The organism is Acinetobacter sp. Lyrl_1, from assembly GCF_051948795.1.
In the GTDB taxonomy this organism is placed as follows: domain Bacteria; phylum Pseudomonadota; class Gammaproteobacteria; order Pseudomonadales; family Moraxellaceae; genus Acinetobacter; species Acinetobacter towneri.
This window is the reverse complement of sequence record NZ_JAYJLK010000014.1, coordinates 36,535-53,794: the sequence shown is the minus strand read 5'-3', so window position 1 is coordinate 53,794 and position 17,260 is coordinate 36,535. Positions and strand designations below refer to the sequence as shown.

Annotated in this window: 15 protein-coding genes; 8 read left to right on the top strand and 7 right to left on the bottom strand. The window is 40.5% G+C overall.

What is annotated here, in order from left to right:
- The first annotated feature begins 267 nt into the window (after positions 1 to 267).
- The 5 genes from VF675_RS06655 (at position 268) to VF675_RS06635 (ending at position 4,460) form a co-directional block, all read left to right on the top strand.
- Positions 268 to 1,161: an ELM1/GtrOC1 family putative glycosyltransferase gene (locus VF675_RS06655; RefSeq protein ID WP_440204978.1), complete on the top strand. Its 894-nt coding sequence runs from the start codon at positions 268 to 270 to the stop codon at positions 1,159 to 1,161.
- 126 nt (positions 1,162 to 1,287) lie between these two features.
- A complete protein-coding gene (locus tag VF675_RS06650) occupies positions 1,288 to 1,992 on the top strand; it encodes a polysaccharide deacetylase family protein (RefSeq protein ID WP_440204979.1) in 705 nt (234 codons plus the stop codon).
- Positions 1,989 to 2,759, top strand: coding sequence for a glycosyltransferase family 2 protein (locus VF675_RS06645; RefSeq protein ID WP_440204977.1), 771 nt, complete (start codon positions 1,989 to 1,991; stop codon positions 2,757 to 2,759). The genes VF675_RS06650 and VF675_RS06645 overlap by 4 nt, the downstream gene beginning before the upstream one ends.
- Positions 2,756 to 3,799 (top strand): glycosyltransferase, encoded by a 1,044-nt coding sequence (locus tag VF675_RS06640; protein ID WP_440204976.1) that lies wholly within the window; start codon positions 2,756 to 2,758, stop codon positions 3,797 to 3,799. Before VF675_RS06645 ends, VF675_RS06640 begins: the two co-directional genes overlap by 4 nt.
- The gene (locus VF675_RS06635) at positions 3,792 to 4,460 is read left to right on the top strand and encodes an SGNH/GDSL hydrolase family protein (RefSeq protein ID WP_440204975.1); all 669 of its coding nucleotides are present in this window, start codon (positions 3,792 to 3,794) and stop codon (positions 4,458 to 4,460) included. Before VF675_RS06640 ends, VF675_RS06635 begins: the two co-directional genes overlap by 8 nt.
- A 94-nt stretch (positions 4,461 to 4,554) precedes the next feature.
- Here VF675_RS06635 and VF675_RS06630 read toward each other — a convergent pair whose 3' ends face one another.
- The 3 genes from VF675_RS06630 to VF675_RS06620 all read right to left on the bottom strand — a co-directional run bounded on the left by VF675_RS06630 (position 4,555) and on the right by VF675_RS06620 (position 7,632).
- The gene (locus VF675_RS06630; RefSeq protein ID WP_440204974.1) at positions 4,555 to 4,773 is read right to left on the bottom strand and encodes a hypothetical protein; all 219 of its coding nucleotides are present in this window, start codon (positions 4,771 to 4,773) and stop codon (positions 4,555 to 4,557) included.
- Positions 4,774 to 4,888: 115 nt separating this feature from the next.
- Positions 4,889 to 6,673, bottom strand: coding sequence for an aspartate--tRNA ligase (aspS, locus tag VF675_RS06625; protein WP_440204973.1), 1,785 nt, complete (start codon positions 6,671 to 6,673; stop codon positions 4,889 to 4,891).
- Between the two features lie 209 nt (positions 6,674 to 6,882).
- Positions 6,883 to 7,632 carry a DUF4184 family protein gene (locus VF675_RS06620; RefSeq protein ID WP_440204972.1) on the bottom strand — a complete coding sequence of 250 codons (750 nt, stop codon included), beginning with the start codon at positions 7,630 to 7,632 and terminating at the stop codon, positions 6,883 to 6,885.
- 148 nt (positions 7,633 to 7,780) lie between these two features.
- Here VF675_RS06620 and znuD point away from each other — a divergent pair, with 148 nt between their 5' ends.
- Together znuD and VF675_RS06610 are read left to right on the top strand one after the other, a co-directional pair.
- The gene (gene znuD, locus VF675_RS06615; RefSeq protein WP_440204971.1) at positions 7,781 to 9,922 is read left to right on the top strand and encodes a zinc piracy TonB-dependent receptor ZnuD; all 2,142 of its coding nucleotides are present in this window, start codon (positions 7,781 to 7,783) and stop codon (positions 9,920 to 9,922) included.
- 105 nt (positions 9,923 to 10,027) lie between these two features.
- Positions 10,028 to 11,491 carry a phospholipase D family protein gene (locus VF675_RS06610; protein ID WP_440204970.1) on the top strand — a complete coding sequence of 488 codons (1,464 nt, stop codon included), beginning with the start codon at positions 10,028 to 10,030 and terminating at the stop codon, positions 11,489 to 11,491.
- 68 nt (positions 11,492 to 11,559) lie between these two features.
- Here VF675_RS06610 and VF675_RS06605 read toward each other — a convergent pair whose 3' ends face one another.
- On the bottom strand, positions 11,560 to 12,012 hold the full coding sequence (locus VF675_RS06605; protein WP_004975032.1) for a hypothetical protein: 453 nt from the start codon (positions 12,010 to 12,012) through the stop codon (positions 11,560 to 11,562).
- A 180-nt stretch (positions 12,013 to 12,192) separates the two neighbouring features.
- On the opposite strand from VF675_RS06605, the gene VF675_RS06600 reads away from it, so the two are divergent.
- Positions 12,193 to 12,663 carry an RcnB family protein gene (locus VF675_RS06600; RefSeq protein ID WP_440204969.1) on the top strand — a complete coding sequence of 157 codons (471 nt, stop codon included), beginning with the start codon at positions 12,193 to 12,195 and terminating at the stop codon, positions 12,661 to 12,663.
- Between the two features lie 151 nt (positions 12,664 to 12,814).
- Here VF675_RS06600 and VF675_RS06595 read toward each other — a convergent pair whose 3' ends face one another.
- The 3 genes from VF675_RS06595 to VF675_RS06585 form a co-directional block, all read right to left on the bottom strand.
- On the bottom strand, positions 12,815 to 13,312 hold the full coding sequence (locus tag VF675_RS06595) for a phosphate-starvation-inducible protein PsiE (RefSeq protein WP_291333749.1): 498 nt from the start codon (positions 13,310 to 13,312) through the stop codon (positions 12,815 to 12,817).
- A gap of 143 nt (positions 13,313 to 13,455) precedes the next feature.
- Complete coding sequence (locus VF675_RS06590) at positions 13,456 to 15,237, bottom strand: acyl-CoA dehydrogenase C-terminal domain-containing protein (protein ID WP_440204968.1); 1,782 nt, start codon at positions 15,235 to 15,237, stop codon at positions 13,456 to 13,458.
- 219 nt (positions 15,238 to 15,456) lie between these two features.
- Entirely contained in the window at positions 15,457 to 17,259 is a 1,803-nt protein-coding gene (locus VF675_RS06585) for an acyl-CoA dehydrogenase C-terminal domain-containing protein (RefSeq protein ID WP_131260791.1), read from the bottom strand.
- Position 17,260: the final 1 nt, after the last annotated feature.

Here is a 17,260-nt window from a genome sequence, read left to right as displayed (position 1 = left end):
AATCTATTAAGGCAATTTGAACCGTACCGGGTTTGTCGGAGACTCAATATTCTGAGAGACTATTCCGATGAAAAAACCAAACTATACCCCCGAAATTAGAGAAAGAGCGGTTCAATTACTCATTGAATCTGAAAAGGCGGATTCAAGCCCTGTGACAGTTCAATGAAGTTTATATTTCGAGTCATTGAGGATATGTAGCTTTGCTTACTTTAAATGCTTTGATCAAGTAAAATAATGCGATTCTTGCTTTAGATCTGGTGGGTGAATATGCATATTATATATGTGAGTGATGGCAAGGCTGGTCATCGCTCTCAGGCATTAGGTCTTTTTAAGGCAATGCAAAAGCAAACAGATATTGAGCTCACTTTTGAAGAAATTTCGATTGATCAGTTAGCACTGTTGAGTTTGCTGGCCGCATATAAGAAACAAAAACTTGCAGCAGTATCGCAGCCACCAGATTATATTGTTGGGGTAGGCAGTCATACGCAATTCCGTGTTTTTTTGATGGGCAAGGTTTTTCCGCAAGCGAAAACTGTCATTTTAATGAAGCCAAATTTTCCATTGTCTTGGTTTGATCATGTGATTATTCCTGAACATGATGGTGTTACTGAACAGGGCAATGTGATTGTTACACAAGGTGCGCTGAATCCAATTGAAAATGAGCAGCGACACATAGCAAACCGTATTTTAATTGCATTAGGTGGTTCATCTAAACGGCATGTATGGAATGCAGATAAGGTGTTGTCTGCGATTGGGCAGATCGTGCAGCAGAATATGCAGTGTGAGATTATTTTGACGAGTTCTAGGCGTACATCTGCAGATTTTTTAGCGACATTGGCTCAGCAAAGTTTTGCTTCACGACTACAAATTTTTCCAGTTGAAGAAACGCCGCAGGGTTGGATTTTTGAAGAGATGCAAAAAGCGGAAGCGGTATGGGTGACTGAAGATAGTGTGTCTATGATATACGAGGCACTCACCGCAGGTTGTAAAGTAGGGCTTATTCAGATAGATCGAGTGAAAGAGGATCGTATCACACGTTCGGTACAGCATTTGCTTGATCAAAAACTTGTATCGAATGCCAGACAAATTGCTGAATTATATTTTACGCCTGCTTTTAAAGAAGCAGAGCGTGTGGTTGGTCTAATATTAAAAATTAATTAAAATATTGATGTTGGCATATAATATTACCATTCATTGTAATTATTACTCTGAACATTCAGTTTAAGAGGTATATACTTAGTGTTGGTTCTCCATCTAATTATCTTAATTATCTTAATAGCTATCACTATGTATTTATTAGGTAATTATACCTTTTGGTTACCATTACGCAGTGCAAAATTGCCACGTATTGTGATGTTGCATCAAGTAACCCCCCATGCAGAAGCTTCAGGTATGAATATGCCACCGGCTAAATTTGAACAGTTGTTGCAGTATTTGGTAAAAAAACGGGCTATTTTTTGTTTCGTTTCCGAACTTGACCAGTATGAGGGGCAGAGTAATGTTTTTGCCTTATCATTTGATGATGGCTTTCAGGATAACTACCAGTATGCATTTCCTTTACTCAAAAAATATAATGCGAAGGCAACAATTTATTTAGCAACACAAATTGAAGGTATTGAGAAGTTAAATACAGCACAAATTCAAGAAATGTCAGCTTCTGGCTTAATTGAGTTTGGTGCACATACTCAGCATCATGTAAATTTGCTGAAATTGTCTGATGAGGAAGCATTTGCAGAAATGCAGGCATCAAAAAAAGATGTGGAAGTTTTAGTAGGGAAATGTCCAAGCTTTGCTTATCCATTTGGGCGTTTTAATGACAAACATCAACAAATGGCAAAAAAAATTGGTTTTAAAAATGCTGTATCTACACGTAAAAAAGTAGAAGCTTATACAGAAACTAATCAATTTAATATTCCACGTGTCAGTACACATGGCGCAATGAATGCTTTGCAAATACGTATTGCTTTAGCCAAAGGACGTTATAAATTATGATTCCTTGTAGTGTTTATATCGTAACCTTAAATTGTGCTGAATGGCTTGAGAGTACACTCGAAAGTGTAAAAGACTTTTCAGAGGTCATTATTTTAGACTCAGGCAGTACAGATCATACTTATGCTATTGCAGAATCATTTCCCAATACGCGGATTTCTCATCAAGATTGGCAGGGGTATGCGGGTCAAAAAAGCTTAGCTTTGGCGCAATGTAAAAATGATTGGGTTTTAAATTTAGATGGTGATGAAGTTTTATCTTCTGAATTAAAAGCTGAGATTGAGCAAACGATTCAGAGTAATGAGCTTGATGCTTTAATTACACCAATTAACGATGTATTTTTAGGAGTACCTAATAGTAAACATACAAAAAAACATGCCAAGGTGCGTTTTTTTCGTAAGTCTAAAGGGCGATATGACTTAGAAAACAAAGTGCATGAAAATGTGATTGTAGATGGTCAGAGTGCCCGTGCAGAAGGTGATATTTACCATTATGGTGAATCAAGTATTTTTGTTAAAGTTGAAAAGAATAATCAATATTCTGAATTAAAAGCACAAGAAAAATACCAAAAAGGCAAAGTGCCGAGTTTATTAAAGTTGGTTTTAGTTATGCCTCTTACTTTTATAAAGTCTTATTTTATTAGACGCAGCTGCTTAAATGGATGGAGAGGCTTTGTAAACAGCATGGTAAATGCTTTTTATGCATTTTTAAAGGAAGCTAAATTATTTGAGCAACATCAAAAAATAAAAAATAAACAGGATAATCTATGAAGATTGTTCAAGTTTTGGCAACAAGTGGTGGTGTTGGTGGTTTAGAGCAACACACCTTTAATTTGGTTAATGAATTATCTCAGCAACATGAAGTACATATTATTGCACACCCTTGCTACGCGGATAAATTTAATACGCATGTATGTTTTCATGCTGTAGATTTTTCTCGTAGTCGTTGGAATATATTTTTACTTTGCCAGCTAAAATCTATTATTAATAAAATTCAGCCAGATATTGTACATGCACAAGCAGGAAAAGCTGCTGAATTGATCTCTAAAATAAGAACATGGCTAAAACCTGTTAAATTTGTAACAACAGTCCATGGTACGAAAAAGAACAAATCAATTTATACTTTTGCAGATGCCGTTATTGCAGTAAGTCAGGCTTTAACGCAGGGAATTCCTAGTGGAAAAGCGTATGTGGTTTACAATGGTGTAAATACACAACCAAATCTATCTGACGAACAAAAACAACAACTAAAGTCGGAAATCTATACTCAATATTCTTTATTAAATTCTTCTAAAAAAATAGTAATGTGTATTGGGCGTTTAGAACCCGTAAAAAATATAAGTTTATTGCTTCATGCAATGTCTAATATAGATGCACATCTTTTTATTATTGGTGATGGGTCATTGCGCTCAGATTTAGAGCAACAAACAGCAGCACAAAAAATGCAAGACCGTGTTGCTTTTTTAGGTTTTAGAACAGATGCTCGTGATTTAATCCAAATCGCTGATGTTGTTGTATTGTCTTCGGATCGTGAAGGATTTCCATTGGTGATGGTTGAAGCTTTACAAGCAAATAAAACGATGGCATCTACTCGTGTAAATGGTGTTATTGAATGGTTGCCTGAGCCATATCTTGCAAATATTGGACAAGCGAAAGAGTTGCAACAAGCAATAGAAAATGCTTTAACTGTACAAGCACAGGCAGATTTTTTACCTTTATTTGTTAAAGCAAGGGATGAGTTAACCTTGTCAAATATGAGTCTAAAAACCTTATCAATTTATCAACATTTATTGAATTATAGATATGATTGAACAATATAAATATGTGGCATTAGGTGATTGTGTGACTTTGGGAATGCCTTTACAGTATAAACAAGGTTATCCTGAACAAGTTGCTATTGCAATGGGTTGGCAAGTGACGAACTATGGTCATACCATGTCGACTACGCGTGAAGGTTTGCAATATTTTAAAAAGCCAGATGTACAAGCCGCTGATATTTTGTCAATTCAATATGGCATTGTTGATTCTTGGCAAACCTTCAAAGGAGCACCTTTTGTTCTTTATTATCCAGATACCAAATGGCGTAAACTCTTACGTAAAATTGTTAAGAAAATTAAAAAATATGGACGTAAGTTAAACTTTCATGGTTTATTGGGTACGGCTAATGTGGTTCCTTTAGAAGAATACATCGCTAATATTCAATACATGATTCAGAATAGTCAGGCTAAATATATTCTATTACCTGAAATTTATCCGAATAAAGATCTTTCTCGTGAATCACGTATCTTAGAATATAATCAAGCATTAGCTAAACTACATGATGGGAAACGTGTTTTTGTTATTCATTATTTTGATGAGTTAAAACTTCATTTAAATGGTGAATATTATGATGACTCAACCCACTTATCAGGTAGAGGTCATAAATTAGTTGCTGAAAAAATTATTCAACAATTAAATTTTATCCAAATTTAAGCTTTAAGTAGGGGAATGTAATTCCATCAAGGCATAATAAAGTTAATTGTGATTAAATGTTGAGATAAGGTATTTAATATCATTTTTAAATGATTTAATTCTTATCCGCATTCCCCGCCAACACCATATAAATCAGCCCCACAAAAATCACAAATGCACCGCCAATAGAACTTAAGCTAAAGTACAAAATGCGGTCATTGGTGTCTAAGGCAAACAGGTTATTGGCCAAAATATAACGCATGAACAACCATTGAGCGACAGCAAATACAATTAGCATAATGCCACGATTACGAACTGCAGGACGCATAGCCATAGTAACGCTCAACTCAAAATTCAAAACGAAGCGCTATTATGCCACTAGCTTGGCTTTATCTCAATTCATAAAAAAACCCTGCAAATTTGCAGGGTTCTTCTCACATTCTCAAAACTTATTCTTGAGATTCTGCTTTTGGTTTTTCACGTAAACGAATACCCAAATCACGCAATTGAGTCGCTTCAACTGGTGCAGGTGCTTGAGTCAATGGACATTCAGCTGTCTTGGTTTTCGGGAAGGCAATTACATCACGAATAGACGATGCGCCTGTCATCAACATCACCAAACGGTCTAAACCAAATGCCAAACCACCGTGCGGAGGCGCACCGTATTTCAACGCATTCAGTAAGAAGCTGAATTTCTCTTCGGCTTCCTCTTCTTCAATACCTAAAGCTTCAAAAATCGCTTTTTGCATTTCTAAAGTATAAATACGCAGTGAGCCGCCACCAATTTCAGTACCGTTCAACACCATGTCGTACGCGACAGATAAAGCTTCACCTGGGTTGCTCTTCACATCTTCAACGCTTGATTTAGGCAAGGTGAATGGGTGATGCACAGAGGTCCATTTACCATCATCTGTTTCTTCAAACATTGGGAAATCAACCACCCAAAGCGGCGCCCACTCGCAAGTTGCAAGGTTCAAATCGTGACCGATTTTGACACGCAGTGCGCCCATTGCATCGTTGACCACTTTGGCTTTATCTGCACCAAAGAATACGATGTCGCCATTTTCTGCGCCTACACGTTTTAATAAATCAAGCACGATTGGCTCAATAAATTTCACGATTGGAGATTGTAAGCCTTCAATACCTTTTTCAAGTTCATTGACTTTAATATACGCCAAACCTTTCGCACCATAGATGCCAACAAATTTAGTGTATTCATCAATTGCACTACGTGGCAATGAACCCGCGCCAGGAACACGAAGCGCAACAATACGACCTTTCGGATCTTTCGCTGGTCCAGCAAATACTTTGAACTCAACGTCTTGCATCAAATCAGCAACATCTACCAATTTCAGTGGAATACGCAAGTCTGGCTTATCAGACGCATAATCACGCATCGCTTCTGAATATGGCATACGTTGGAATTTGTCGAATTTCACGCCTAGAAGTTCATCGAACATCTTTACGGTCATGCCTTCCATCAAATCCATAATGTCATCGTCACTCATGAACGATGTTTCAATGTCGATTTGAGTAAATTCTGGCTGACGGTCTGCACGTAAATCTTCGTCACGGAAACATTTAGCGATTTGGTAATAACGGTCAATACCGCCCACCATCAACAATTGTTTAAATAATTGTGGAGATTGTGGTAGAGCATAGAAGCTACCGTTAGATACACGGCTTGGCACTAAATAGTCACGTGCACCTTCAGGTGTTGCACGTGTCAAAATTGGTGTTTCAACATCCAAGAAACCATGATCGTCTAAATAGTTACGAATTAGGTTGGTGACTTTAGAACGGAAACGTAAGCGATCTAACATTTCTGGACGACGGATGTCCAAGAAACGGTATTTCAAACGAATTTCTTCTGAAATGTTGGTATTTTCATCGTTCAATGGGAACGGAGGCGTTTCAGATGCTGCAAGAACTTCAATTTCCTTGCCTAAAACTTCAATTTGTCCACTGACCATATTAGTATTTTCTGTGCCTGCATAGCGACGACGTACACGACCTGTGATTTTTAATACAAATTCTGAACGTGCTTTGTCTGCAGTTGCAAATGCTTCTGGAGTGTCTGGGTCAATTACGACTTGCACAAGACCATCGCGGTCACGCATGTCTAGGAAAATTACACCACCGTGGTCACGACGACGGTGTACCCAACCACACAGGGTCACGGTTTGATCAATTTGAGCTTCGGTTAAAGAACCGCAATAATGAGTTCGCATCATAGCGTTAAAAATCCAACTATATGGGTTAAGGAAGCGAATACGTAAACAGCGCACCGCCTTTAGCAAAGGTAGGATTATGCCTCTTTGGGCATGTGGCTACAAGAACCTACTGCAAAAACAGTGGGTTTTTACAAGGAATGTGTCTGAAATAGGATAATGCAGCAAGATTCAGGATAAAGTGATGAGCTTTGACTTTATTTTATCTACCCTTACCGATCCAAAAACAAAAATAACAGACAACCTAAACTGAACATGAGTAATGCCCCTTGGCTAAACTCATTGATGGCACGTCCCATAAAGTAATACAGTTCGGCTTGCCAGGTCGCATCGGGGATATAACGCGCATAATCCCAAAGTGAAAACCCACCACATACAATCGACAAGAGAATGAGAGCGATGGCATAAACGCGAATTTTAGTGCTTACAGAGCTGAGCTGCCGATGCTTGCGATAATAATGCAGGCTCATCCATAACAAAAAAGGCAGCGCCAAAATAGAACTACCAATTTGCAGTATGCGATGCATCGGATAAATACCTGTGCCTAATTGTACCGATTGCGCTAAAAAATCCTGAAAGGCAAAACTACGAAAGTCGTGATGGGTTAAACCATCCCAAATTAAATGGGTGGCATTGCCAATCAGTAAGGCGAGAATCAAGCCACATACAAACCCAAGTACAGGTTTTATCGTGTTTAGATTTAACGGGTGATGCACGCCCACAAAGCGATACAATGCAGGGCGATAGAGTAAATACCACAGCGCACAAAAGACAAGACCCAATAATAAATTTGGATACAGCAATGCTGACCATAAATGTGGAGTGGGATCATGACGCAAAGTAAACAGACGGTGTAAATCTGGCAACATCGTACCTATAGCGAGTGCAGCGATGGGCAGACGTTGTCCTGAAAGCTTGGCGAGTGGTGGGGCAAGTACCGCATGTGAGAGCGTAAAGGGCATACCAATTCAAAGTAAAGAATATAAAAAATCAAAATAAATTGTGGTGAATAGCTTAATTGAGAATACAGAATAACAATGTTTTTTATTGCAATGTTAATGAAATGTTATATTATAACATTAATTATTTTTGCTAATTTGAGCATGGGTCATGTCGTTCCATAAAAATTTAATAACACTTTCCATTTTTTCAGTGCTGGCACCTGCAGCATTCGCCAATACTGAAAGCAGTAGTACACAATTGGAAACCATTCAGCTACAAGCACATCCTTTGGTACAAACTGCTGCAGACTTTGCAGTGGCAGATCATGTGATTGATCAAAAAACTTTGGCAGAGCGCAGTACCACCATTGGTGATGCGATGGCAGATGAGCTAGGCGTATATTCCAATCAATATGGCTCAGGCTCTAGCCGCCCTGTGATTCGTGGACAAGATGGCCCACGGGTTAAAGTGCTGCAACATGCTTCAGAAACGGCCGATGTGTCTACACTTTCACCTGACCATGCCATCACTGTCGATCCAATTTTAGCCAAACAAATTGAAATTATTCGTGGCCCATCAACATTACTTTATGGTGCGGGAATGGTTGGTGGCTTAGTCAATGTGACCGATCAAAAAATTCCAACACAAATGCCAAATAATGGCTTAGAAGGACAGGTAGGTTTACGTTACAACACGGGTAGCGATGAAAAGCTAGCGAGTGCGGGTGTAACTGCCGCATTGAGTGATCAGTTTGCGCTGCGTATTGAAGGTTCAAAACGTAAAGCCAATGATTACATCACTCCAAATTATTGGGTAGAGCATCATCATACAGAAGTACATGTTGAACCAGATGGCTCAACCCATACACATGAACATGAAGAGTTGGTAAAAGAACGTCGTGTAGAAAATACCTTTGCCGAAGGACAAACAGTGAATATTGGTGGATCATGGATTCATGATCGTGGTTTTGTAGGTGTGTCATACAGTAACCGTCAGGACAAATATGGTTTGCCTGGGCATAGTCATGAGTATCATGATTGCCATCCACATGGAAATAAATTGCATTGCGGAAGTCATGACCCTGCATCACAATCAGATCCAAATGCTGTTGAAGAACATGCACATGGTGGCCCATGGGTTGATCTAGAATCACATCGTTATGATTTACGTACCGAGCTTGATCAGCCTTTTGCAGGTTTTGATAAACTACGTGCGCACGCCAGCTTTACTGATTATGAACATGATGAATTAGAAGAAAATAAAGTTATCAGTAACTTTAGAAGTAAAGGCTACGATGCGCGTTTAGAGTTGGTTCATCAACCTGTTGCAGGTTGGGAGGGTGTGTTTGGTACACAGTATAGTCAGCAAAAAATTGATTTAACTGGACAAGTAGAACAACACGGCGATCATTCTCACGAAACCGTGCCTATGCCTGATACCAAAACTCAAAAATATAGTTTGTTCGGTTTAGAGCATAAACAATTTGGCGATGTGCATGTTGAACTCGGTGCACGGGTTGAACATCAAAAAATTGATGTCGATGCAGAGCTAAAAGATTATTCAGATACAGGCGTATCTGCTTCTGCAGCAGCCAACTGGCAGTTTGCACCGAACTATAAACTATCCCTTACAGGCTCACACCAACAGCGTTTACCGTTGGCGCAAGAGCTTTATGCAAATGGCATCCACTTTGCAACCAACACCTATGAGCGTGGAAATGCGAATTTAGATGTGGAAAAGTCGAATAATTTAGAACTTGGTTTGCACTATGAAGCCGATAAACTTGATTATTCGTTGCATGTCTATCACAACTGGTTTGATAATTATATTTATGGTGCAACTACTGACCATAAGGAAACTTTCCGTTTAATTGATTATCAACAAGACAAAGCCAAGTTTTATGGCACAGAAGCCAAACTAGGTTATCAGATCAGCCCAGATTATAAACTCAGTGTATTTGGTGATTATGTCCGTGGTGAGATTGACAATCAAAATGCACCACGTGTACCTGCAGGGCGTTTGGGGACTAAAGTAGATGCCAACTTTGCCGATGGTTGGTCGGGTATGGCGGAATACTACCGTGTATTCAAACAAGACAAAATTGCTGCTTATGAGCAAGAAACAGCAGGCTATAATATGGTCAATGTTGGTGTGGCTTATGCGGGCAACTATGCCAACAAACAAGATTACCGTGTATATTTTAAAGCCAACAACTTGCTAGATGATGAGGTGTATTCGCACAGCTCTTTCTTGTCGAATATTCCACAGGTGGGTCGTAACTTTACAGTTGGCGTGGAATTTGGCTTCTAAAATTCAATTTGCCTTGAGCAGGATGTCTGCGTGAAAACACAGAAATCCTCTTGAAAATCCAAACAATTAAACCTAGTCTGAGCGCATCGGACTAGGTTTTTTGTTATGCGTATCTTTCAGCGAATTCATCAAAAATTGAATTGGTCGCCTCGGGCGTATGTGGGACTTATTATAAGTTTTCTGGCTTTAGGTTATTTGGCGTCTGCGACCTACCACAGCTTAAAACCATTGCCCGAAGGGCTGAATTACACTGGAAAGTTACGTCATGCGCCTATTAAATTTATTGCCGATCAGACCTATATCGACGCGCAAGGTGTTCAGCAACAACAGCATCAAATTTTTAATGAAATTTTAGAGCTGGTTGATGCAGCACAAAGCACCATTGTGTTGGATATGTTCTTATTTAACTCTGAAGTGGGAACGTCTAAACAGCAGCATCAACCGCTAACGCAGCAACTCACCGATGCTTTAATTCATAAACGTCGGATGCAGCCGAATATTGAAATCAAAGTCATTACCGATCCCATTAATTCGGTATATGGCGGCATTGCACCTGAACATTATCGTCAATTGCGTCAGGCAGGTATTGATGTGATTGAAACAGATTTAACCCCGCTGCGCGCATCGAATCCTTTGTGGTCGGGTTTTTGGTATTTCTGCTGTCAGGGTATTCCAAATAATGCCGAAAAGGGCTGGCTACCCAGTCCGTTCGGTAAAGATAAAATTACCTTGCGCAGTTATTTTAGTCTGTTCAATTTTAAAGCCAATCATCGTAAAACCATGGTGGTAGATACCGCCGAAGGCTGGAAAGCATTGGTCACGTCGTTTAATCCACATGATGGCAGTTCACGTCATTCTAACAGCGCGTTATTGGTGACGGGCAATACCGCAGTAGATGTGTTGCAAACAGAACAAGCCGTCGCGCGTATGTCGCAGGGCAATCTGTCTGGGGTGATTGTGGGGGAGTTTGAGGCAGATTCGTCTTATCCTCAAGTGCAAGTCATCACTGAACAAGCCATTTTAGAGGGCAGTTTGACACTGATTCGGCAGACCAAAGCGCAAGAACATCTGGATTTGGCGATGTTCTATTTATCGGAGCGACAAATCATCAAGGCACTGATTGCTGCACAGCAACGTGGCGTACAGGTGCGGGTATTACTGGACCCGAATAAAGATGCTTTTGGACGTGAAAAAAATGGCATTCCAAACCGACAGGTGGCGGCAGAATTACATGCTGCAGGGGTGAAGGTACGTTGGTGTAATACCCAAGGTGAGCAATGCCACAATAAAATGCTGATGAAATCGAATGCCACACAGGCTGAGTTGATTTTAGGTTCTGCTAATTTCACCGCACGTAATTTAAAAAACTATAATTTAGAAAGCAACTTGCGTGTGGTCGGACAGGTGCAAGACCCTGTATTTCAGGATGCTCAACACTATTTTAATACCGCATGGTCAAACCTTGAGGGTAAAAATATGAGTGTGGATTATGCGGTTTATGCCGATGAGTCGAAGTGGAAATATGCGTTGTATCGCTTTATGGAATGGAGTGGTTTATCGACCTTTTGATTTTTTAATTGTATGCCTTGAACTCAAAAATCCCTCTTATTGAAAGAGGGATTTTTTTGAGCCGAATATTACTTTACAGGATTTGGCGGCACCATTTCATCCAAATCTTTATCACTCATTTGATCTAACTCGGCAATATCGGTTTTGATTTTCCATTGTGCTTCATCATCCACAGGATTCGGTAAACGCGCTTCTAACCAATCACAAACCACATCTGGGCTAAATTCTGGATGGTTGCATTGAATTACCCACGATAAAAAATCTTTGGCTTCACCATTCATATACGGTGGCGGTGAAACAGGTAAGAATTGAGTCGGTAAGCGTTCATCTCTGGAAATATAATTCAGCACATGTCCCAATTCCTGCACAGTTTGCCATGCCAACGGGTGTTCTACATCAATTTGAAATTTGAACCACCATGCATGCTGACCGTCTGAACCATAAGCGTCTACACGGGCTTGCTGTACACTTGGAACTTTGCAGAAAAACTGATGAAGGCGGTCAAAATTTAATTCAGGCACGAGGTTTCATCCAATTTCAAAAAAAAATGTATCTTAGCATAGTGGCTGGAGATATTTCATAAATGGCGAGCCGTGTCGGTGAAATCTGCGGAGATGAAAGTTTAAAATTGCTGATTTTTTATTTATTGTTTATCCTTAATTTGAGCTTAGAATAAAAATATGAAAATAGGAGTGCTAGATATGAAAGTGGCGATTTTAACTGCATTGAGTGGCATGCTATTTTTAGGTGTGTCGATGCAGAGCTTGGCCGAAACCAATCGTTGGGCAGGATATACAGGTGTCGATACACAGCGTTATCAACATCGTCCTTATTCGCCACAGCATCATCCTACTTATCCGCAGCATCGACCTTATCATTCACAGCAACCCTATTCCTATCCACCACATTATCCATACCATCAACGACCTGTGCCGCAGTGGGGGCAGCCAACTATTCGGAGTGGTATTAATATTCAATACAATGCACCAAGTACGGTGCAATATAACCACCAAAGCTATAGTTGGGTGAATGGTGAACCGAGCACTGCTCATATTGAAAGTTCGACTTATCAGGTTGTGACCAATTGGCAGCATTTAGGCTTGCCTGCACCGCCACGTGGTATGTATTGGGTTTTTGAACATGGCCGTTATGTGTTGGTGGCAAATCGTTAGAACACCTTAAGTGTTCAAGTGATAAAGAAAAGTATTTGAGTCAAACGCATCATTAGGTGAATCTTCAAAAATCAGCGCGTCATGGTTTATCCTGACGCGCTTTTTTATAGCAGAAGTTTGAGTGGCTTTGAGTGAATTAAGCAATTTTAGTTTAGGCCAGCTCATCATCTTCTGGGCGTGGCGTCTTGCCCGGTGGCAATGGTTTTTCACTGTGTTTATCTCGAATCACCGATGGATAATTCCACGATGCAAAACGCACTACCAGAATTGCAAAGGCCAGAATTAGAATCGAACCCGTAATAATCACCAAGTCCATATCCGCCTTATGGTCATGTTGAATATCGGAAATGAGCAGTCGGGTTAGGGCGGTAATGGCAATATAAATCAGAAAGCGTACTGGCATATGATTGGTTTTAAAGTAAATTCCAACCATGGCACCAAGTTCTAAATAAATGAATAGCAATAAAATATCATCAATCGTGGCATATTGTTTGACGGTCAGAATATCGATCACGGTATGACCAGCTGACCAGATCACCATACAGCCAATGATGAACAGGGCAATATAGTGAAAACTTTCAACAGCTAGGTTGCCAAGTCGGTCGAGGAGAGTTTCTATTTTTTCTACTTTGGAATGTTGTGCTTTCATTTGCTCCCCCTGATAATTTTGATGAATGATAAAAACTCATGCAAAAACTGTGCACAACTACAGGAAAAGCTGCGTAAACATAGTAAAAATAAGAGGTATAAAAAAACGCCTGACGATGCAGACGTTTTTTAGAGACAATCGACTTAAGCTTGACTGGTGAAGTAATCTTCGCTGAAGTCCATAATCACTTCTGCACCCGCTTTTACTTTGGTAATGCGTAATGCAAGTTCTGGTAAAACACGTTGTACAAAGTAGAGTGCCAATGACAATTTGTTTTGATAGAACTCGCCCTCTTTTTGCTTAGCGGCATTCGCAATGCGCGCAAACATATATGAGAAGCTGAGCAAACCTACCGCATGTAAATAATCTACCGCTGCTGCATTCGGGAAATCTACATTTTCTTTGGCTGCATTTAAAACGTATTGGGTCACAGATTCGACTTCGGTCGCTGCATCCAAAGTTGCATCTTTAATGAAGTTCAGGTCTGCATCTAAACCATTGGCAAAATCACGGATTTCTGCAATGTATTCTGCAATAAATTCACCATTGCATTTAATGGTTTTACGACCAATCAAGTCTTGTGATTGTACGCCGTTGGTGCCTTCATAGATTTGCGCAATACGTAAGTCACGTACACATTGTTCCATGCCCCATTCACGAATATAACCGTGACCACCAAATACCATTTGCGCATCTAAAGTGGCTTGGAATGCAGTATCTGTGAGGTAAGCTTTTGCAATTGGTGTTAACAGCGCGACACGGTCATTGGCTGCTTTTACAGCTTCAGGGTCTGTTGAGAACTTAGTGATATCCAGTTGCTGACCCACGTAAACTGCAAATGCACGAGATGCTTCATTATTGGCACGTGCATTGAGCAACATGCGACGAACATCACCATGAACTAAGATGCTATCCGCAGGTTTGCTTGGAGATTTAACACCAGATGCACTACGACCTTGTAAACGATCAGTCGCATATTGAGCTGCATTTTGGTAAGCAAATTCAGAAGCACCAAGACCTTGGATACCCATTGATAAACGTTCATAGTTCATCATCACGAACATGGCTGCAAGACCTTCATTTTCTTTACCGACCAAGAAACCCTTGGCACCGTCAAAGTTCATCACACAAGTCGCAGAGGCTTTAATGCCCATTTTGTGTTCAATTGAGCCTGGGGCTACAGGGTTGCGTTCACCCAATGAACCATCTTCATTCACCAAGAATTTTGGCACGATGAATAAAGAAATACCGCGTGAACCTGCAGGAGCATCCGGTGTTTTCGCTAAAACTAAGTGAATGATGTTTTCTGCGAGGTCGTGATCACCACCTGTAATGAAGATCTTAGTACCTGTAATGTTATAAGTACCATCTTCGTTGCGTTCAGCTTTAGTTTTAATAATCCCTAAATCTGTACCTGCATGCGGTTCAGTTAAGCACATGGTGCCTGACCATTCGCCAGAGTAGATTTTAGGTAAATACGTTTCTTTCTGTTCTTGTGATGCATAACTGCTTAACGCCATGCCTGCACCGACAGACAGTAGTGGATACAATAAGAATGATGGGTTGGTGGCAAAGAGCATTTCATCTGACAATACTGTCAGCATTTTTGGCATGCCTTGACCGCCCCATTCTTCATCTGCGCCTAAACCAATCCAGCCGCCTTCGGCATATTGTTTAAATGCTTCTTTAAAACCAGCAGGGGTAGTCACTTCACCATTGTTATAGATCGCGCCTTCTTCATCACCGCTACGGTTAATCGGCAGCGTCACATTTTGGGCAAATTTTGCCATTTCTTCCAAAATTGCTTCAGCCGTTGCAGCATCAAGGTGAGCGAGGTTTTCATTGTTTTGCCAGAATTGTTCTGCATTGAATACATCATTTAAGATGAATTTCATATCGGCAAGTGGGGCATTATAAATTGGCATGTGAGTTCACCTGTTTATTGTTTGAATCTTGATTCGTTGAGTTCAGTGTAATCTACAATTGTGAATGTTGTAGGCGACTAAAGCGAAAGAATGCTTTATTTATAAAGAAAAAGGACTGTCAATGCTATGACCGTCCTTTCTCAATTTCTGTACTCAAGAGTACAACATTTTGAATATCCCGCTAAATATGTTCAATATTTAGCGAGTTTCAATTTTCGCTTAGAAAGCAAAGTGTTCAGCATCTAATGCAAATAGTGGCTCTACACCTGTTGCAATCACGTCTACGTGTGAGCGAACACGTGGCAAGATTTTCTTGAAGTAGAAACGTGCAGTCGTCACTTTAGCATTGTAGAAGTCTACATCGGTTGTGCCTGCTGCAAGTGCTTCTTGAGCGACCAATGCCATACGTGCCCATAGGTAAGCTAGTGTTACATAACCAGAGAAGTACATGTAGTCTACTGCTGCAGCACCTACTTCCTCAGGGTTTTGCATTGCACGCATACCAATTTGCATGGTCAAATCGCCCCATTCTTTATTGAGCGCTGCGAGCGGTTCAACAAATTCTTGCATTGCTGCGTTGTCTTTGTTGGCTTCTGCAAATTTATGGATGATTTTGGTGAAGTCTTTCAACATTGCACCTTGTGTACCCAAAACTTTACGACCTAACAAATCGATTGCTTGAATTTCAGTTGTACCTTCGTACAAGCATGAAATACGTGTATCACGCACAATTTGTTCCATGCCATGCTCAGAAATGAAGCCATGACCGCCGAAGACTTGCACACCATGTTTTGCAGATTCAGAACCTGTTTCAGTTAAGAATGCTTTTGCAATAGGCGTCAATAAAGACAAGATGTTGTCAGAGAACTTACGTTCTTCTTCAGTTGCACCTTGTTCAACGATATCTGCGTGTAGAGACAACAGATACACTAGTGCGCGACCACCTTCAGCAAACGCTTTTTGAGTCAATAGCATATTGCGTACAGCAGGATGCACAATAATTGGATCTGCTTCTTTTTCAGGAGCTTTCGGACCAGAAAGTGAGCGCATTGCTAAACGGTCTTTGGCATAAGTCAACGCACCTTGGAAAGAACCTTCAGATGCTGCAAGACCTTGTACCGCTGTACCGATACGTGCAGTGTTCATGAACGTGAACATGCAGTTTAGACCACGGTTTTCAGGGCCAATCAAGAAACCTTTCGCATTATCAAAGTTGATGACGCAAGTTGCATTGCCATGAATACCCATTTTGTGTTCGATTGAACCACAACGTACACCATTACGCTCCCCTAAAGAACCATCTGCATTCAGGTTGAACTTAGGAACGATGAACAGAGAAATACCTTTAGTTCCTTTAGGTGCACCAGGTAAACGTGCCAATACGATGTGCACGATATTCTCTGCCATGTCATGTTCACCAGCAGAGATAAAGATTTTCTCGCCCGAGATTGCATAGCTTCCGTCGGCCTGAGGTTCAGCTTTAGTACGGATAATACCCAAGTCAGAACCTGCATGAGATTCGGTTAAACACATGGTACCTGTCCACTCACCTGAAACAAGCTTTGGCAGATAGGTTGCTTTTTGTTCATCTGAACCGTGGTGTTCTAAAGTACGTACAGCACCATGAGAAAGACCTGGGTACATGCCCCATGCCCAGTTTGCTGTACCGACCATTTCTGAAATCACGTTTCCTAGAGAAACAGGTAGACCTTGACCGCCGTATTGTTCTTCAGCAGAAAGAGACGGGAAGCCAAGTTCGATATATTTTTGATACGCTTCTTTAAAGCCCGTTGGTGTAGTCACCACGCCATCATTCCAAGTACAACCTTCACGGTCACCGCTTTGGTTGATTGGAGAAAGTTCATTTTCACAGAAATCTGCCGCAGCTTCCAAATATTGGTCAACCAATTCACGGCTAACGTTTTCTTGGAATGCAGGTAATTTTGCATAGTGATCTTCGGCATTTAATAATTCATGCAAAACGAATTGCATATCACGTAAAGGCGCTTTGTATTGTGGCATA